Source organism: Sporolactobacillus caesalpiniae, assembly GCF_040513385.1.
In the GTDB taxonomy this organism is placed as follows: domain Bacteria; phylum Bacillota; class Bacilli; order Bacillales; family Sporolactobacillaceae; genus Sporolactobacillus.
This window is the reverse complement of record NZ_JBEVCB010000005.1, coordinates 141,356-158,457: the sequence shown is the minus strand read 5'-3', so window position 1 is coordinate 158,457 and position 17,102 is coordinate 141,356. Positions and strand designations below refer to the sequence as shown.

Annotated in this window: 17 protein-coding genes; 14 read left to right on the top strand and 3 right to left on the bottom strand. The window is 37.6% G+C overall.

What is annotated here, in order from left to right; genetic code table 11:
- The first annotated feature begins 39 nt into the window (after positions 1-39).
- The 7 genes from ABWW58_RS11175 (at position 40) to ABWW58_RS11145 (ending at position 7,605) form a co-directional block, all read left to right on the top strand.
- Complete coding sequence (locus ABWW58_RS11175; protein ID WP_353869220.1) at positions 40-1,959, top strand: BglG family transcription antiterminator; 1,920 nt, start codon at positions 40-42, stop codon at positions 1,957-1,959.
- A 20-nt stretch (positions 1,960-1,979) separates the two neighbouring features.
- Positions 1,980-2,450: a transcriptional regulator GutM gene (locus tag ABWW58_RS11170; protein WP_353869219.1), complete on the top strand. Its 471-nt coding sequence runs from the start codon at positions 1,980-1,982 to the stop codon at positions 2,448-2,450.
- A gap of 5 nt (positions 2,451-2,455) precedes the next feature.
- Entirely contained in the window at positions 2,456-3,010 is a 555-nt protein-coding gene (gene srlA, locus ABWW58_RS11165; RefSeq protein ID WP_353869218.1) for a PTS glucitol/sorbitol transporter subunit IIC, read from the top strand.
- Between the two features lie 13 nt (positions 3,011-3,023).
- Positions 3,024-4,031 carry a PTS glucitol/sorbitol transporter subunit IIB gene (gene srlE / locus ABWW58_RS11160; RefSeq protein WP_353869217.1) on the top strand — a complete coding sequence of 336 codons (1,008 nt, stop codon included), beginning with the start codon at positions 3,024-3,026 and terminating at the stop codon, positions 4,029-4,031.
- A gap of 32 nt (positions 4,032-4,063) precedes the next feature.
- On the top strand, positions 4,064-4,456 hold the full coding sequence (locus ABWW58_RS11155; RefSeq protein WP_353869216.1) for a PTS glucitol/sorbitol transporter subunit IIA: 393 nt from the start codon (positions 4,064-4,066) through the stop codon (positions 4,454-4,456).
- Positions 4,457-5,145: 689 nt separating this feature from the next.
- The gene (locus ABWW58_RS11150; RefSeq protein WP_353869215.1) at positions 5,146-7,206 is read left to right on the top strand and encodes a YcaO-like family protein; all 2,061 of its coding nucleotides are present in this window, start codon (positions 5,146-5,148) and stop codon (positions 7,204-7,206) included.
- A 15-nt stretch (positions 7,207-7,221) separates the two neighbouring features.
- Positions 7,222-7,605 (top strand): hypothetical protein, encoded by a 384-nt coding sequence (locus ABWW58_RS11145; RefSeq protein ID WP_353869214.1) that lies wholly within the window; start codon positions 7,222-7,224, stop codon positions 7,603-7,605.
- Between the two features lie 55 nt (positions 7,606-7,660).
- Here ABWW58_RS11145 and istB read toward each other — a convergent pair whose 3' ends face one another.
- Both istB and istA read right to left on the bottom strand, forming a co-directional pair.
- Positions 7,661-8,404 carry an IS21-like element helper ATPase IstB gene (istB, locus tag ABWW58_RS11140; RefSeq protein WP_353868040.1) on the bottom strand — a complete coding sequence of 248 codons (744 nt, stop codon included), beginning with the start codon at positions 8,402-8,404 and terminating at the stop codon, positions 7,661-7,663.
- Positions 8,401-9,951 carry an IS21 family transposase gene (gene istA / locus ABWW58_RS11135; RefSeq protein ID WP_353868039.1) on the bottom strand — a complete coding sequence of 517 codons (1,551 nt, stop codon included), beginning with the start codon at positions 9,949-9,951 and terminating at the stop codon, positions 8,401-8,403. The genes istB and istA overlap by 4 nt, the downstream gene beginning before the upstream one ends.
- A 69-nt stretch (positions 9,952-10,020) precedes the next feature.
- On the opposite strand from istA, the gene ABWW58_RS11130 reads away from it, so the two are divergent.
- Both ABWW58_RS11130 and ABWW58_RS11125 read left to right on the top strand, forming a co-directional pair.
- The gene (locus ABWW58_RS11130; protein ID WP_353869429.1) at positions 10,021-10,956 is read left to right on the top strand and encodes an arginase family protein; all 936 of its coding nucleotides are present in this window, start codon (positions 10,021-10,023) and stop codon (positions 10,954-10,956) included.
- Positions 10,940-11,614 carry an MFS transporter gene (locus ABWW58_RS11125; RefSeq protein WP_353869213.1) on the top strand — a complete coding sequence of 225 codons (675 nt, stop codon included), beginning with the start codon at positions 10,940-10,942 and terminating at the stop codon, positions 11,612-11,614. Before ABWW58_RS11130 ends, ABWW58_RS11125 begins: the two co-directional genes overlap by 17 nt.
- Here ABWW58_RS11125 and ABWW58_RS11120 read toward each other — a convergent pair.
- Positions 11,597-12,958, bottom strand: a complete 1,362-nt coding sequence (locus ABWW58_RS11120; protein ID WP_353867754.1) for an IS4 family transposase — start codon at positions 12,956-12,958, stop codon at positions 11,597-11,599. The two genes, ABWW58_RS11125 and ABWW58_RS11120, sit on opposite strands and share 18 nt — an antisense overlap.
- A gap of 75 nt (positions 12,959-13,033) precedes the next feature.
- Here ABWW58_RS11120 and ABWW58_RS11115 point away from each other — a divergent pair, with 75 nt between their 5' ends.
- The 5 genes from ABWW58_RS11115 (at position 13,034) to ABWW58_RS11095 (ending at position 17,096) form a co-directional block, all read left to right on the top strand.
- Positions 13,034-13,714, top strand: a complete 681-nt coding sequence (locus ABWW58_RS11115; protein ID WP_353869212.1) for an MFS transporter — start codon at positions 13,034-13,036, stop codon at positions 13,712-13,714.
- A complete protein-coding gene (locus ABWW58_RS11110; RefSeq protein ID WP_255747571.1) occupies positions 13,695-14,042 on the top strand; it encodes a DUF6176 family protein in 348 nt (115 codons plus the stop codon). The genes ABWW58_RS11115 and ABWW58_RS11110 overlap by 20 nt, the downstream gene beginning before the upstream one ends.
- Positions 14,043-14,247: 205 nt before the next feature.
- Positions 14,248-14,817 (top strand): recombinase family protein, encoded by a 570-nt coding sequence (locus ABWW58_RS11105; protein ID WP_255747573.1) that lies wholly within the window; start codon positions 14,248-14,250, stop codon positions 14,815-14,817.
- A gap of 31 nt (positions 14,818-14,848) precedes the next feature.
- The gene (locus tag ABWW58_RS11100; RefSeq protein WP_255747575.1) at positions 14,849-16,291 is read left to right on the top strand and encodes a TnsB C-terminal domain-containing protein; all 1,443 of its coding nucleotides are present in this window, start codon (positions 14,849-14,851) and stop codon (positions 16,289-16,291) included.
- A complete protein-coding gene (locus ABWW58_RS11095) occupies positions 16,284-17,096 on the top strand; it encodes an AAA family ATPase (RefSeq protein ID WP_255747577.1) in 813 nt (270 codons plus the stop codon). The genes ABWW58_RS11100 and ABWW58_RS11095 overlap by 8 nt, the downstream gene beginning before the upstream one ends.
- Positions 17,097-17,102: the final 6 nt, after the last annotated feature.

Here is a 17,102-nt window from a genome sequence, read left to right as displayed (position 1 = left end):
CATAACCTTCCCAATGTAGAACAGTCAAAGGGGAATAAAATGAGCAGATTCACACAGGATGACCGTCTCTCAATTATTCTACATGAATTTCGAGAAAAAGAAGTCGTGTCAATGGAAGATTTGGCTAAAGAACTGTCTGTGACGCAGCGAACGATAAGAAACGACGTAACCGTACTCAATAATGAATTCAAGAAGACCGCTGAAATTCAATTAAATAAGGGGCAATACGTTTTACGCGTCTACCGCGAGCAGGCTTACAAGAAAATAACGAATGCATTAATTAGAGATCAAAAATCATCAGACTCACCGGAAAAACGAGCGAGAAATTTAATCGCTCAGTTATTAACTGCCAAACAGCCGATAACAATGGATGATCTATCCGAACAATTAAGTGTAAGCCGTTCAACACTGGTCAATGATTTGACACGATTGCGTGTGACGCTTGAACCCTATGATTTAGTAATTAAAGGAAAACCAAATCAAGGGATTCAATTGCAGGGATCGGAATGGCACAAACGGCTTTATATGCTACAAAATAATGATCATATACTGGATCATCCAATTGAGAAAAAGGTACTTGATTTGGTTCATCAGTTTTCTGCAAAGTATCTATTGGCAGAACCGACAGAGCAGGAGTTTGCTCGATATATTAGTGTCGCGCTCCATCGTGCTGTGGATCATCCGTTAACAAAAGACAGTGATGAGTTTGATCAACGGTATGTCATAAAGACGAAAGAATATCAAATGGTGGACGCGCTTGCTTGTAAGCTGGAAAGACAAAGTGAGACGCCGCTTTCGTTGACAGAACGTGCCTTTATCACGGTTCCAATTTTGGGAAGGCGTTCGCCGATTCATCTTCCCAATATAATGGCCGCCTCACTTCCCCAATCTATAAAGGAGCTTATTGCGGATATTGAGGAGCAAGTGGTTAAGCAATTGAACATTACCATTGATTTTACGAATATTACAAATGAATTGGGTTACCATCTGCTATTCATGTTAAATCGCCTGATATTCGGTGTGAAAATTTATAACTCATTGATGAACGAGGTCCAAGAAAAATACCCGCTTGCCTGTGAAATTGCAACTATCGCTCATGATGTTATAAAAAGAAAGTACCAAATTGACGTGTCGGAAGCAGAACTTAGCTACCTTGCTTATTATTTTGGGATTGCTGTTAAAGAAAGTCAAAATCATAATAGGCGGCAATTGGCGCGCATTGCCATTGTATGTGATACGGGACGCGGATCTGCCCGAATCATCTCAATGCAATTAAAAGAAATATTGCCTGAACATGTAGCGATACAACTTTTTTCTTCACGAACGGCAACAAAGGAAGTAATGGACACATTTGATTTAGTTTTTTCAACAGTATCATTACCCAATCATATAAAACCACCGATTATTGAAGTAAAGGATATCTTTGATGAGCGAGCGCTTGCTCAAAAAATCAGTAAACTATGTGTACTTGATCATCTGCACATAACAGGCAATCGACAAGAAGAATCGATTATTTGCCGATTATTGAATACGGATCGCTTCTTTCTCTTGTCAGATCGCAGGCCGTATTATGAGAATCTGAAACGGATGATTCATCACTTGGAAGAAGTAAATACAGTAGACGCTCAATTTAAGGAGCGCTTAATCAAGAGAGAGAAAATGAGATCCACTGTTTTTGACCATGGTATTGCGTTTCCCCACACTGTAAATATGGGGAATTCGGATATTGTTCTGGCTGTAGGCGTTTATCCGGAGAAACACCAAGAAGAGCATCGTGAAATCCGAATTGTTTTCCTGCTCGGGATACCTGAAAACAATCAGAATGAAACTCTGCTCGTCCAACTGTACGAAGAAATGATAGCGCTTGCAAAAAATGATGATTGGCTTCATGATTTGTCTAAAGAAACAACGTGTTCAGATTTTAGGCTGCTCGTGAAGCGTCAGCTGCTTCATCACTAATCGGAAGAGAGTGAAGCCCAATGTTTTACTTTACTTTAATGATTTTTATCGGTGGTGCGTTCTTATTGCAAATTTTCCTTGGTTATTTTCAAATCAAGCATTTTTCCAATGTATTTGTAGAGATGCGTCGAAAAGGGAAGGTAGCCATTGGACGAAAAAAAGGACATTTCAAGTCCGGAACCATTGTCTTTTTTACCGTTGATCAAGACGGTAACATCGTGGATGCGCGGAAGATGCAGGGGGTCACGATACTGGCCCGTTTTCATGAAATGAATGAGTTTCTTCATGAGAATATTCAGCGCTTGCCGGAACTGAAAGTCAAACGATGCAACAAGCTGCTCCAGAGGGCCATCGCCGACAGTGTGCATAATTACACGGTTGTCGCAAATGGCGGGGTCATCAAGGAGGCTCCGAGAACTCCGGCGGCAGGTGCGTCAGTTATGATTAAGAGCCTATTCCAGAAAGTACGGAAATCAAATAATCAGGGGTGAACAAAATGGATCTATTAGTAGGTGCGGCAAAAGGATTTATCTATCTTTTTCAAATGGGCGGCAAGACATTTATGTCCTGGATGACCGGCATTGTGCCGCTTGTACTCATGCTTCTCGTTGCGATGAACGCTTTAATCGGTTTAATTGGTGCTGATCGGATTAACAAGCTGGCGGCCAAATCCGCAAGCAATCCGCTTCTTCGTTACATGGTTCTGCCTTTTCTCGGCGCGTTTATGCTGGCCAATCCAATGGTGCATTCGCTCGGACGGTTCATGCCTGAGTACTATAAGCCGAGTTATTTTGCTTCTGCTGCCTATTTCTGCCATACAAGCAACGGTGTATTCCCGCATATTAACGCTGCCGAACTCTTTATCTGGCTTGGCATTGCTCAAGGAGTTCAGCAATTGGGGTTAGACGCGACACCTCTTGCCATCCGATACTTGCTTGTCGGTCTTGTCGCTAATTTCTTCTGTGGATGGATCACCGACTTTATGACCGGATGGGTATCAAAACAGCAAAATGTGACGTTAAGTAAAACAGCAGATCTAAAAAATAGTTGAGAGGGTGAATAACATGTACAAATCAGCTCGAGTTGTCAAAGGAAGCGGCGGCTATGGCGGACCGCTAACGATTACACCTACCGAAGGAAAAGATAAAATTGTCTATATTGTCGGGGGCGGCAATAAGCCTGCGGTTGTTGATAAACTTGCTGAAATTACCGGCGGGGTTCCGGTTAACGGATTTAAAACAAGTGTCCCTGATGAAGAGACTGCTGTCGTTATCGTGGATTGCGGCGGAACACTCCGATGCGGCATCTATCCGAAAAAAGGCATCCCAACGATTAATGTCATGCCAACCGGTAAAAGCGGACCGCTCGCTCAATATATTAATGAGCGTATCTATGTGTCCAACGTTGGTGTTGATCAAATCTCTGCATGGGAAGGCGCAGCGGATTCGTCCGAAGCGGGTGGAGTGTCACCATCAGATACGCAGAAAACCTACAAGTACAGCTCAGATAAGAAAATATCTGAGACTTTGGCAGCGAGCGAGCATCAAGACCTGTTTACGAAAATCGGACTTGGCGCAGGGAAAGTAATCAGTACGTTGTATCAGGCGGGACGTGATGCCGTTCAGACCATGATTAATACAATTCTTCCTTTTATGGCGTTTGTGGCGATGATTATTGGTATTATTCAAGGCTCCGGGATCGGTAATTGGTTTGGTAAAGTGATGTCTCCGCTTGCAGGAAATATATGGGGCTTGATACTGATTGGGTTTATCTGCTCACTTCCTTTCCTTTCACCGTTGCTTGGACCAGGCGGAGTCATCGGGCAAGTCATCGGAACATTAATCGGTGTAGAAATTGGCAAAGGAAATATTCCACCGCAATTAGCATTGCCAGCACTTTTTGCGATTAACACGCAAAACGCTTGCGACTTTGTTCCGGTCGGATTAGGTCTTGCCGAAGCGAAACCGGAAACCGTAGAAGTTGGTGTTCCAGCTGTACTCTATTCACGGTTTTTAACCGGTGTGCCGCGTGTTGTTCTTGCTTGGCTCTGCAGCTTCGGACTCTACGTTTGAAACAACCGTTTGCGCTTAAAGGAGGGTGAAAAATGTTCGGTATGAAAAAAAAATCAGCGGATAGTATAGAGATCTATAAAACGGAAATTAAAAGCATTGGAAATCTAGCAAAAGATTTTCTTCAGGAAAAAATGCTTATTTTGTTTGGCAGTGAGGCACCTGATGGATTAAAAGACTATTGCTTCGGTATCGATGTAAAATCGGTTCATGATGCGATTCAAACAGGCCAATATTTATTTATAGACGACAGCAGATTCAAGATAACAGCCGTTGGACGTCTCGTTCAGAAAAATCTCGCCGATCTTGGCCATATCACCATGCGATTCGACGGCAGTACGAAGGCAGATCTAGCGGGAACCTTATATCTCGAAAACAACCCCATTCCCAACATTGACATCGGAACTCAGATTACGATTGAGTGGTAACCGATTGAAAAGCGAGCACCTGTTAGGCGGAAAACGACTTACCGCCGTACAGGTGCTTTTGCAGATAAAGAAAGTTTATCGTTTTGTCTTGCTGGGACGACGATAAACGTCATAAGATTCCGCGGGGCGATCAAGTTAGCGCCCAATCTGAGAAATAGACGGAGAAATTCCGGTTATTTTGAAAATGAATGTGAATTTTAATAATAAATTGCACATATGAAAAATAATATTCTGCACTTTTTATTCTTGGTAGGATGTTGATCAATCATTGACAAATGTGCTTTATTGATATTTAAGCACTGAAAAAAGCAAGAAAAAGAATGGAGCGATAAATAAATACCCTATTTGTTTATCTTGAATTTATTTTGGCCGTTCTTGTCCCGTGACAAAGTCGGTTACGCCAAATAAAGTTTATTATTATTTTTAATATCGACAATTTATGACACCCTTTCCATTATTAACTTGTTAACATAGTGGAGTAAGCAACTTAAATGATATTTATAGGAGGTGATATCCATGGAGAAGTCACAAAAGAATAAAAAGAAACGTTTAAATCTGGAATTTGGCATTGAAACAAAGGAAGTAAATGCTCAGGCTAAACGCAGTTATTCAATTGAACGATAACACCTATTGTAGCTACACCGGATTGATTTGGTGTGGCTACAATATTTTACGAGGGGGATATTAAAATGAAAGATAGAAAGAGTGAACGTTATAATCTAAGATTTTACGAAAATGATTTAAAATCATTTTTCATTAGAGAGCCTAATAAAGTACATTTGATAAAGTCGGATGATGCAAATACAGCAGTAAAGATCGGTAACGTTATAGCGAACAATGATAATGTAGACCAATTTGACCCAGATAATGTATCTGAAATGCGTGATTTTATTGAACTTCATTTTAACAATTTAAAACAAATAGTGAATAATGATGAAATAATAATATACATAAATAGCAACTTTGAAAGCTTTTCAAAAGATATTTCTTTACCTATAAAAGTTAAGTATACCAATAATTTTAATGAATTTATGAATAGCAAAATTAAGAAAAAAATAGTCCTCTTGTCGAATCTTTCTGTAAATCAAATTAAGAAGTACGCTAAACAACTCTACAGTATGGACAACTATTATGCAATTGTTTCACTAGATGGTTATTTACTATTTACTTATATTAACAATTCTCATTACTGTCTGAATTGTGTTATAGAACGCTGGATTGAAACACATCCTTATATTTACAAATTTAATAAAATTAGTAATATTCCTTACTCTTCGAATGTGGCACTAGAAAAGTTATATTTCCAGTTTTTGATTAATGAAATTATTAATAATGAAGAATTAATTGGAAAGATTATTCTTATCAGCCTAAAACAGTTAAGCATTAAAAGATATTCCATAATTAAGAAGGAAAGTTGTTATTGCAATCCACACACTATAAAAACTAATAATATAAACATTATTGATAGAGATATTAAATATGATATTAGTGGAAGTCGTATAAAAAAACCAAAAGATGCTTTTCAACAAGTACAGAATTATATTAGTCCTTTTGGACCCGTATATGATCTAAATGATCAAAGTAATTACGATAAAAAATTGTATCTCCCTGTATTTGGGTGTCTAATGGCTAGTAACCCCTTAGAAAAATCGTTTATTGTTCATGGCGGCAAAGGTCCAGATGCAGATCAAGCAAAAATGAGCGCCATTGGTGAAGCTCTTGAGAGATACAATGCTAGAGTTCACGGGACAGAACCCATGATAGAGGCTTCTTATAATGAATTACTATTAGAAAACAAGCCAGTGCTTAATCCTATTAAGTTAATTCTAGATCCAGAATACAGTTTTCCTTATAGTTCTGATAAAAAAATTGATTGGGTAAAGGGAGTAAAGCTGTTAGATGAAAAGGATGTTTATATACCAGCAAATGCTGTATTTTTCATTTATCAACCCAAAGTAAGAGAAAAACAGTTTATCCCTCAAGATACCACTGGTCTAGCATCGGGATCCTCAACTGAGGAGGCAATTTATCAAGGTCTGTGTGAAATAATCGAAAGAGATTCATACGCAATTTATTACCGTCAAGGCTTGATTGGAAAAGATGTTGATCAAAAAACAATAAAAAACTATAAAATAAAAGAACTGATCGACTATTTAAAAAGCAATAGCATCAAAGTCCATCTTAAATATCTAAAAAATGATACTCATATCTGCGTAATTCACTGTGTTACTGAAGACAGAAACAATAATTTTCCAATTTTTACTCACGGTGCCGGCGCTTCTCTTAATCCATCAACAGCTATTTTAAGATCTATAACAGAAGCAATTCAATTAAGAGTTTCTCAAGTTATGTTAAATAAAAATCCTTCTTCGGAGACCATTAAAAATTATAAACCATATTTTGCTTGGGGACACGGTGATACAACGTGGATCAACAAATTTTTAGAAAATTCAAAAATTAATGATGTATCGTTTGAAAGCTTACCAAATCATTCAAGTGATAACTTAAAGTCAAATATACAGTTTATTATTAATAAATTGCATGCCTTAAATTATTCAGTTTATGCAGTAAATTTATCAAGAACTGATAACCCAATAAAAACTGTTAGAGTAATTGTACCTGGATTTCAATCAACTGACGATACCTTAAGACGTATATCTCCACGTATGTTTGAACTGCCTAAACAACTAAAGATGTCAGATTTTAAAACAAGTATCGATGACCTTGAAACTAAACCGTTTTTTTCATAACAATATGGAGGAAAAATGAAATTAGTACAATCACCGCACCTAATAATATATAAAAATAAACTTATTAATAAATTAACTGGGTTTTCAGTTAAAGTATCACCTGATGTTGTTTATCTTGTAAACCTTTTTAAAACACCAGTATCATTAAGTGATATTTTAAATGTTGTCGAAGCGGATAATCTGGAATTAATTGTACGCAATTTAATTGAAGAAGGATTTATAGAAGAAATCCCTAAAAATTACTCGAAAGAAGCGATGTCTGCCAAGTATTTGATGGATCCAAGATCCGGTACATTATTTTGTTCAAATCAAGGTAATCTCATTGTTGATGATAATTGTATATTGCCATCGGAGAAGTCCACTTGTGCCATATTTCGGAGCCACTTCGGCCAGATTTGAAAGCCACTCTTGCCATCATAAGAGCCACCATCGTTCGATGGTGGCTCAACTTCAATTATTTCTTTATCCCATGCCGTTCTCTCATAGATACTTCTCCGTCAATTAAGAGACTATAAGAGTCATGAATGATTCGATCCAAGATCGCATCGGCTAATGTTGCTTCACCAATACTTTCATACCATCCTTGTGTATCGAATTGTGAGCAGAATATTGTGGAGGCTGTTTGGTGTCTTGCCTCTACAATTTCAAGTAAATCTCGTGCTTCGTTTCCCTTTAATGAAGTGAGAAGCCACTCATCGAGAATAAGAAGATTTACCTTTCGGTACATTTTCATTACTTTTTGGAAAATGCCTTCTCCTCTGGCGACGGCGAGTTCATCTAATAGATCTGGCAAGCGAATATACTTTACTGTATAAAATTGTCGACACGCAGCGATCCCAAATGCACAAGACATGTAAGACTTACCGTTCCCAGAGGCACCTTTGATAATTAAGTTATGCTTTTCTTGTATATAATGGCCTGAGGCTAATCGTAGAATTTGAGCCTTATCCAGTTTGCGATCAGGATGATATTCAATATCTTCAATACACGCCTGAGGGTAGCGGAACCCGGCATTTTTAATGAGACGGGCAAGCTTGTTGTTTTTCCTACGATCCCATTCTCGATCCACGAGCAGGCTGAAACGTTCTTCAAAGGATAGGTCGTTAAATTGAGGATTGTGAAGTTGTTCATGATAATACTCAGCCATTGCACTTAAGCGTAGATCATTTAATTTTGAAAGGGTACTTTCGTTGGTCATTTTTCTTTCCTCCCGTAATAAGCTGCGCCTCTAATAAACCCATGAGATTTTTGCTGTTCATTTTTATTTTCTTGTTCGAGTGCTTCTTGTTTCTGCTTGTCCTGTCCGGTTTTTAAGATCGTTGCGATGCTCTTAATATTAGGCCGTGGAGAGTAGTTGAGCGCTCTCATGCATGCGGACTCTAACCGTTCTACTGAATATTTGTCCGCCAGTTTTGAAAGGGCTAAACAGGATTTCAAAGCTTGTTTCTCAACCTTATAGGATGTAAGAATCGCTTGGATCATTGTATGTGTATGGGAGCCAATCGTTTTTGACCAGGATAAAAAATGTTCTGGTGTAAAAGTTAAATAGTCTTTATGTTGATCAGGCATATGATCAGGATTTGTTGATAATTGACCCATTTTTCCATACAGTCGAACATGCGAGGCAATGCGCATCGTGTGATAGAAGACTTCGATTATGCGTTCGGTCACGCGAATATCTACTTGATGTTTTAAGTATTCATAGGGAACAGAGTAATACATTTTTTCTACAGATATGTGATAATCATAGGGTACGGTAGCTGTTTTCCAAGTGGCTAATTCGTATGGGGAAGCTGGCAAAGGGAGCAGCGCAAAGCTCTCTTCCTCCGTGAAGGCGGATTGTCTGCTTCCATTTTTCTTTTGAAACGGTTTTTGATTGTATTCTACTAATTTTTCTTTAATGGATTCATTGAGTTCTTGGATGGAAAAGTACTGACCATTTCTTAATGCGGCAATAATCCAAGTGGATATGATTTTTACGGTGCCTTCAACATTAGGTTTATCTTTCGGATGACGAACTCTAGCAGGGATAATCACAGTTTGATAGTATTCCGCAAATTCTTGGTAGGTCCGATTAATGATCGGATTTGTACTTGAAGAATGATCAACACCCGTCTTAAGATTATCGGGAATAATAGTTCGAGGAACACCATTAAAAAAATGAAAGGCATGGATATGTGCGTGTATCCAACTCGTCGTGTTCATGGATAAAAAAGCTTCAACGTATGCGTATTGGGTGCAGGGAAGGACTGCGACAAAAACATAAGCTGGATGCACTTGTCCAGAGATCGAATCCTTAACTGACGCCGTTTGTCCTGCCCAATCGACTTCCATTGCTTCTCCTGGCTTTCGCTTAATCCGCATCGTTGCTTTTGTCTTAGTGACGTAACGGGTATAAAAGCGACAGAATTGCCGATAGCTATAAGGAATCTCTCTTCGCTCGCGGCACGATTGAACGTATTCATGCCAAAGCAGAGATAGAGTTACACCGCTCCGAGCCATTTCCTTATGAATGTAGTCACCGTCCGGTTTCTGTCTCACCTCTGATTGATTCTTTTCCGGAAACAGTAGTGTCTGCAGCTCTGCATCATCAACATCTTTTTCAAGTGGCCATAAAATATCTTTTTCCTCAGCCTTTTTCAAGACGTCACTGACTGTATTCCTAGAACTACCTACGCTTGAAGCAATGCTTCGAATGCTTAACTCCTGTGCATGAAGACGTAGAATCTCACGGTATTTAACCACACAAAAACCTCCTATTAAATGAATTTGTACCTGTGGTACAAGACAATTATACAGGAGGTGGCTCTGGTGATGTCACAAGTGGCTCTATATTATGTCCTAACATGCTCTAAAATATGGCGCAGTTGGCACTATTCAATGGCAATATACAATAATGAAAGTGGTAAAACTATTATTGGCTTTTTTGGAGTTGGGTACGATAATGGTTCAGCTTTTTTTTCAGGTTCTCGTGCTGCTCCAGATGCGATTAGAGATTTTTCAAAACAAATTGGATTTCTGAACAGCGCACCTAATGGGCTTACACTTGGTTATTATGATCCCATTGAGCATAGCCAAAAATTGAAAGGACAAATTATAAGAGATTACGGAAATCTTAGCCTAACTAATAATCAATTACTTAATATAGACCGCATAGAAAAACTAAGCAGGTTCATTTATACTTGCACAAACATAAAACCAATTTTTATTGGAGGAGACCACAGTATAACTTATACAATAGTAAAAGGTCTTATAAATGCATATGAGTCTTTACAAATCGTTCAATTAGATGCTCATTCAGACTTGGGGTATACAAGGTGGGAAACTGTTGAACATGGGAGTTTTATGAGGGAACTATTAAAAGAGGAGAAAATTGAAAATATCATTCAAGTAGGGATAAGAGGTCCTCAAAATAATAATATTAAGGAAGGTAAGGTCACCTACTTATCTTTAAATCAACTTAATAATCTTAAAAGTATAATTCGAGAGGATATCCCTACATTTATTACAGTGGACTGCGACGTTTTTGACCCGAGTATTTTCCCTGGTGTCGCTTACCCCATTCCAAATGGATTAGATTATGAAAAATATAAAAATATTATAAATTGTTTACCCAAACAAATAGTTGGTATTGATTTTGTTGAATTTTGTCCGAACTTGGATATGTCAAATCTTAGTGTATCAACCATTTCTTATGCAATCTTAGAAATTCTTAGTGTTTGGGAGGACAGAGATGGGTCAATCTATTAAGAACATTAAAATAAAATATTATTTAATAAATGCTGTTTATCAGCTAAGTTTAGCGTTATTCAGTGCCCTGTTTTATGTGTATTTGGAAAAACAGGGCTTTAGTTACTTAGAAATTAATTTTTACTATGTACTTTTTTGGATTGTTGGTTTGTTAACTGAAATACCAGCGGGCGCACTATCAGATTATTTCGGAAGAAAAAACTCCTTGATAATCAGCATAATTGTTAGGAGTATTGGTTTGTTTTTTTTATTTTGGTCTTCCAATACATTTTATCTTTTTTCGAGTGCTGTCCTTACAGCAATTGGAGAATCCTTTAAATCCGGTACGCTTGAATCATGGGCGCTCGATAGGATTCATCAATTAAAACCGCAATTTAAATCAGACAAGTTTTTTTCCATAGATAATATTATTTCGAATACAGTGGGCCTTGTAGGAGGATTTATAGGAGCGCAAATATTAGGTGAATACAACCTGAGTCTTCCATTCTTGCTTTCTCCTTTTATCCTAATGTTTACTGGTATACTAGTTTCCTTTTTAATGGAACAAGACGGGCATAGGAATATAGCACAGAATGATAAGATTATTGACAGTTATAAGAATACAGTAAAAGAAATAAAAAATGGATTCATTTATATTAACTCAACTTTCGCACCCTAATTTGGGCAGATAAACCTTGATATAGTTGGGTAAGCTCTCAATCCATTGTGTCAGTTGACAAGTAACCCATCTTTTGATTGATTTTTTTGTTTTTGTTAGGGCGTCATGAAGAATATCCATGAGCTGCGTCAGTGCTACAGCCCAATCCAGTTCATTCATTTCGTCACAGAGTTCATAAAACATACCACCAAGGGTTCGATTATCTGTACTGCAACGGTTTTGCCAAGACAGGAGAATAAACCTTGTAAAGACAATGGTTGTGTGGCTAATCAGCAGATCGTACGATCTGCCCTGGAACTCTTTTTGAAGCTTAAGAAATGACTTCGTTGCTTTAAAAAATAATTCAATGTCCCATCTCATGCCGTACGTACGAATGATTTCCTGTTCTGTAAGTGTGCAGTCAGTACTTAAGATGGCTAGCCATTCACTTTGTTTATTGCGGTTTTGAACGAACACAACTTTGACCGGGACTCCATTAGCCATTGTGGTACGAATAGAACGTAAAATTTCTTTGTGACTGGTTACGGGCTTCGACAGTCGATACAGCGTTCTTAATCCAACCCATTGAGAGCCTACTCGATAGCGCTGATTCGTTGGTTTCACCATACCAATAACATCGATACCTTGATCGGTCAAAGCCTTGATCAAAGGTTGTTGGGTAAACCAGCTGTCCATCAGAACATAGGATGCATCAATTCCGTTCAACAAGGCCCGTTTAACCATCCCAGGGATTTGTTCAGGAGCTGTTTGTAAAGCTTCGATTCGTCTTTTATAGCCGGAACAACGCTTATCAATCGTCGAATTGATATCATTAATTTTTGCCTTTTCTTTGCTTGAACTAAGGAGTGAAAAATCAATGGGCAGGAACGTTGATCCGTCGGACCATCCTAATGTCAGCATACGAAATCCTTTGTAGTGTCTTCTCCTGGCATGGTCAAAACAATGAGCCAAAAGTTCGACGCGCTTACTGCGGTCGCGATAAAAAGATGAATCATCCAGAATGAGTACTTTAGTGTGGCAGGTGCTCGTCAAACGGCTGACTTTCATAATCGTGAATACGCTTAGTGCCGTCAGGAAGCGGCGCCAGGCAAACTTCGGGTAGTTTAAAAAACGATAAACAGCATCCTTGCCTGGTAATTCATCTGCTTTATTACTCTCCAGTAAACGATACCAATTTCTTTGGGTAAAGATCAGACGAAAAATAAGCTGAAAAAGATAACCACTGGAAAAGCCGAAGGCTTTTTGAATTCCTGCCTGACGTAAATGTTTTAGAATCTTCAACTCATCGAATTTTGCTTTTATTTCTAATGGTAGTTGATTATTTTGACCTTTTTTCGCTATCATATAGAGGGCACCTCTTCTGTTTGGTAGTGTATTTCGTCAAAATCACTATACCAAAAGTTGAGGTGTCTTTCTATTTTGTCAAGAAACATAATGAATAGGCCACAAAGTACGTTATATCAAGGGTTATTTCGGATTTTCACTCTGCGAAAGTTGAGTATTAAAAAAAATAAATATTTCCTAAGGCTGTGTCTATCGCTTTTACCTCTTCAGTTTGTCATGACAGGTCCTGCATCTCAATGGCAGCTTTATTTTCAAAATGGTCACCACAATATTATTGTTGGTTATTTATTTGTCCTTATTAGCTTATCTGCAATGATTGGTCACTATATAGCACCAAAATTCAGTAGTTTGTTTAAGAGTAGAAATCGATATCTTATTCTAACTACAAGTGTTAACGCATTAATGGTTTTTGCTGTTATATTCACTCAAATATATTATTTGTCTATTATCTTTTTTTTGATTCATGTTGTTTTCATGTCCTCAGAAGAAGTAACAAGAATATCATATCTAAACGACGAAATTAAATCTAATAATAGAGCAACGGTCTTATCAATATTTAATACATTAGAGGCACTGGTAACCATTGCAGCCTACATCATCATTGGTTATATTGCAGATAAGTACTCACTCAGTGTGTCATGGGCGTTTTCAGCCATTGTTATGCTGGTGTTTGCCATACCTTTATTTATAAGTCTTGATAAAAATCAAAAGAAAAATTACAGAGGGAGATTTTTTCATGAAAACAGAGCTAAGTAAGTTTCGTGTCAAAAAGGGGAAGACGAACCAAGTGGATGAATGGCTGGATTTCTTGAATAAAAGGATGCCAGAGGTTCTTCTAACACTAAAAAATGAGAAAATGTATGTTGAAGCCATCTTTCGCGAAAGAGATGCCGAAAATGAATACTTGTATTGGTTCTCTATACAAGGAGAGGGCGGCATAGATGTCGAAGACTCAAATAAGGAAATAGACAAAATACATTTACACTATTGGTATGAATGTATCGATGAATCTTTTCATGCGCCAACGTTGTTGCCAAAAGTTGAAATGATTTCCGAGAGAATAAAGAAGATAATGAATGATTAATTCATAAGATTTGTAGTGAGCGTACTATAAACAACAACAATTTTCTTATTGATTGTTTAAAAAACGATTGTTTTTGAGACACTTTTTATTTTGGCATAAGTTACGCGTATTTTGTTAAATTTCATGTATTAAAACATTGCTCATAAACTATATCTCTATAACCACCCTTTGTGCTATTATTAAAGTCAGAAGGTGGTTTTTTATTATGGAATCTTATGTTTATGGTTATGCTCGAGTAAGTACACGTCAACAGGATTTAGCACGACAACTTGACTTACTAAAAAAATATAATTGTAATGAGATACTGACAGAAAAAATGACAGGAACAAAAGCTGATCGGCCACAACTTAATCGACTAAAAGATAAATTGCGTCCAGGGGATGTTGTCGTTGTGGAAAGCTTCTCACGATTAGGGCGAAGCACAAAAGATCTAATTGAACTTGTGAGCTATTTTGAAGAAAAACATGTCAAATTAAATAGTATCAAAGAAAGTTTCGATACATCGACACCACAGGGACGTCTCATGATGACTGTATTTCAAGCGTTCAGTCAATTTGAGAGGGATTTGATTGTCGAAAGAACTAAAGAGGGATTAAAAAGTGCCAGAGCCCGTGGCCGTAAAGGTGGTCGTCCAAAAGTTAACTCACGTGATATTAACAGAGCAGTCAATTTGTATCGTTCAGAACAATACAGTGTTAAAGAAATTGTGGAAATGACGGGTATTAGTCGAGCAACTTTATACCGTTACTTGAATCAAGAACTGGTTATATCCTAAGTACCTACCAAAATATGAAGGGAGCCTTTCTATGCAAGAGCCTCCTCCACTTACATTCTTCTCAGATGAACAAAGACAAGCTGCTGTGGAAAAGTTTACTATTATTTCTCCGTATCTTACGAATGAAAAGAAACTACAGGCAATATCAAAGGAATTTGGCATTTCGAGAAGAACATTGCATTATTGGGTCAGCAGTTATGAGAAACTTGGTTTAAAAGGTCTTGTACGAAAAAAACGAAATGACGCAGAAATCATAAGGGTGGATTCACAAGTCAAAAAGCAAATAGAAAGGCTGATTCTTCAACATAAAAGGAACTCTGTAGCATCCATCTACAGAAAGGTATGTACGTATTGCAAACAAAATCATTTAGAGCAGCCGAGCTATTATCAGGTAATGGCTGTGTCTAAATCGCTAACGCCTGGAATGAAAAAACTTGCGTTTGAAGGAACCAAGCAATATAAGAACGAATATGATTTAATCCATACAAGACAGGCTATATTTCCTAATGAAATATGGCAAGCAGATCACACTCTTTTAGATATTTTTGTTTTAAACGAAAAGGGAAATCCGCAAAGGCCTTGGTTGACTATAATCATGGATGACTACAGTCGAGCAATTGCTGGTTACTTTTTATCTTTTCACGATCCTTCAGCAATGCAGACCTCTTTAGCATTTCATCAAGCGATATGGCAAAAGAAAAATAAAGATTGGCCTATTTGCGGTATCCCAGAGAATTTTTATACAGACCATGGCTCTGATTTTACGTCGAATCACCTTGAACAGGTTGCCATTGATTTAAAGATAAATTTAATCTTTTCATCAATTGGTGTTCCCCGTGGCCGTGGCAAAATAGAACGCTTTTTTTCTACAGTTAATCAACTTCTTCTTCAGGATCTTCCTGGATATATTGGTCAGGACGATAACGTTTCTCTACTAACCTTCAAAGAACTTGAGGATGCTGTTCGATATTTCATTATTCATAATTATCATCATCGCATTCACGGTACGACGAAAAAAATGCCAATTATCTCATGGAATGAATCAGGATTTTTACCCAATTTACCGGAAAGCCTAGAAAGTCTTGATCTACTTTTATTGAATGTTGCAAAGGCGAGGAAGGTTCAGCAGGATGGGATACACTTTCAAGGATTAAAATACTTAAATACTAATTTGGCTGCTTATGTTGGTGAAATGGTATTAATTCGTTATGATCCAAGAGATTTGGCCGAAATACGTGTTTTTTATCATAATGAATTCCTTTGCACAGCCATCTCTCCAGAAATATCCGATTACACCGTAGATATACAAGATATTATCTCTGCTCGAAATAAAAGGAGATGTGATCTAAAAAAGCAAATCGATAGTGCTAAAACGGTTGTAGAGGAAATTGTTCTTAAACAACAAGACAGTCTACCGAATGTGAATGATAAAAAGCCGAAAAAAACAAAATTGAAGAGGTACCTCAATGAATAAAAAAATAAGTTTTATCGAAACCAAGGAATATAAACGTTTTGCTGAATTTTGCGATGCATGTATTAAATATCAGTACATTGGGATTTGCTATGGCTTGCCCGGAGTTGGGAAGACACTTTCTTCAAGGTATTATTCGAATTGGGACTATATAGATCAGCACTTAAACTATAAAACTGCTCCACAAGTAGTTGAGACCGTAGACAAAAAAATCCTTGATCATCAGATCGTTTTCTATACAGCACCAGCTGTTCGTGCAACACGAATGACTGGTGATATTGAAAGAATTGCAGCAAAGTTAAATATGGTAAAAACAATGTATCGAGTGAAAACATTTGGAGCAGAAGAAAAATATTCACACAATCATTTTGAGAATATTTCCTTAATTATTGTTGATGAAGTTGATCGATTAAAAATGCAAGGCCTAGAGCAACTTCGAGACATTTATGATCAACATGAACTGGCGATCATTTTTGTCGGAATGCCTGGAATTGAAAAACGTCTATCGCGTTATCCTCAATTATATTCACGGATAGGATTTGCACATGAATTTGACCGTTTAAGCAAGGATGAAGCACACCACATCCTAGAGTATAAGTGGCATGAATTGGGATTGTCTGTGAGATTAGAGGACTTTTCCGACTATGAAGCCATTTCAAATATCATAAGAATTACAAACGGTAACTTTAGATTGATCCACCGTCTCTTTGCACAAATTGAGAGGATTCTTGAGATAAATAACCTTCAATCTATTTCATTGGATGTTGTCAACGCTGCACGGGACAGCCTGACACTGGGAATAAAATGAATTCGG

Bases quoted from the DNA above. Each gene is read 5' to 3' on its own strand.
- ABWW58_RS11175 (WP_353869220.1), top strand. From the start codon at position 40: ATGAGCAGATTCACACAGGATGACCGTCTCTCAATTATTCTACATGAA.
- ABWW58_RS11170 (WP_353869219.1), top strand. From the start codon at position 1,980: ATGTTTTACTTTACTTTAATGATTTTTATCGGTGGTGCGTTCTTATTG.
- srlA (WP_353869218.1), top strand. From the start codon at position 2,456: ATGGATCTATTAGTAGGTGCGGCAAAAGGATTTATCTATCTTTTTCAA.
- srlE (WP_353869217.1), top strand. From the start codon at position 3,024: ATGTACAAATCAGCTCGAGTTGTCAAAGGAAGCGGCGGCTATGGCGGA.
- ABWW58_RS11155 (WP_353869216.1), top strand. From the start codon at position 4,064: ATGTTCGGTATGAAAAAAAAATCAGCGGATAGTATAGAGATCTATAAA.
- ABWW58_RS11150 (WP_353869215.1), top strand. From the start codon at position 5,146: ATGAAAGATAGAAAGAGTGAACGTTATAATCTAAGATTTTACGAAAAT.
- ABWW58_RS11145 (WP_353869214.1), top strand. From the start codon at position 7,222: ATGAAATTAGTACAATCACCGCACCTAATAATATATAAAAATAAACTT.
- istB (WP_353868040.1), bottom strand. From the start codon at position 8,404: ATGACCAACGAAAGTACCCTTTCAAAATTAAATGATCTACGCTTAAGT.
- ABWW58_RS11130 (WP_353869429.1), top strand. From the start codon at position 10,021: ATGTCACAAGTGGCTCTATATTATGTCCTAACATGCTCTAAAATATGG.
- ABWW58_RS11125 (WP_353869213.1), top strand. From the start codon at position 10,940: ATGGGTCAATCTATTAAGAACATTAAAATAAAATATTATTTAATAAAT.
- ABWW58_RS11120 (WP_353867754.1), bottom strand. From the start codon at position 12,958: ATGATAGCGAAAAAAGGTCAAAATAATCAACTACCATTAGAAATAAAA.
- ABWW58_RS11110 (WP_255747571.1), top strand. From the start codon at position 13,695: ATGAAAACAGAGCTAAGTAAGTTTCGTGTCAAAAAGGGGAAGACGAAC.
- ABWW58_RS11105 (WP_255747573.1), top strand. From the start codon at position 14,248: ATGGAATCTTATGTTTATGGTTATGCTCGAGTAAGTACACGTCAACAG.
- ABWW58_RS11100 (WP_255747575.1), top strand. From the start codon at position 14,849: ATGCAAGAGCCTCCTCCACTTACATTCTTCTCAGATGAACAAAGACAA.
- ABWW58_RS11095 (WP_255747577.1), top strand. From the start codon at position 16,284: ATGAATAAAAAAATAAGTTTTATCGAAACCAAGGAATATAAACGTTTT.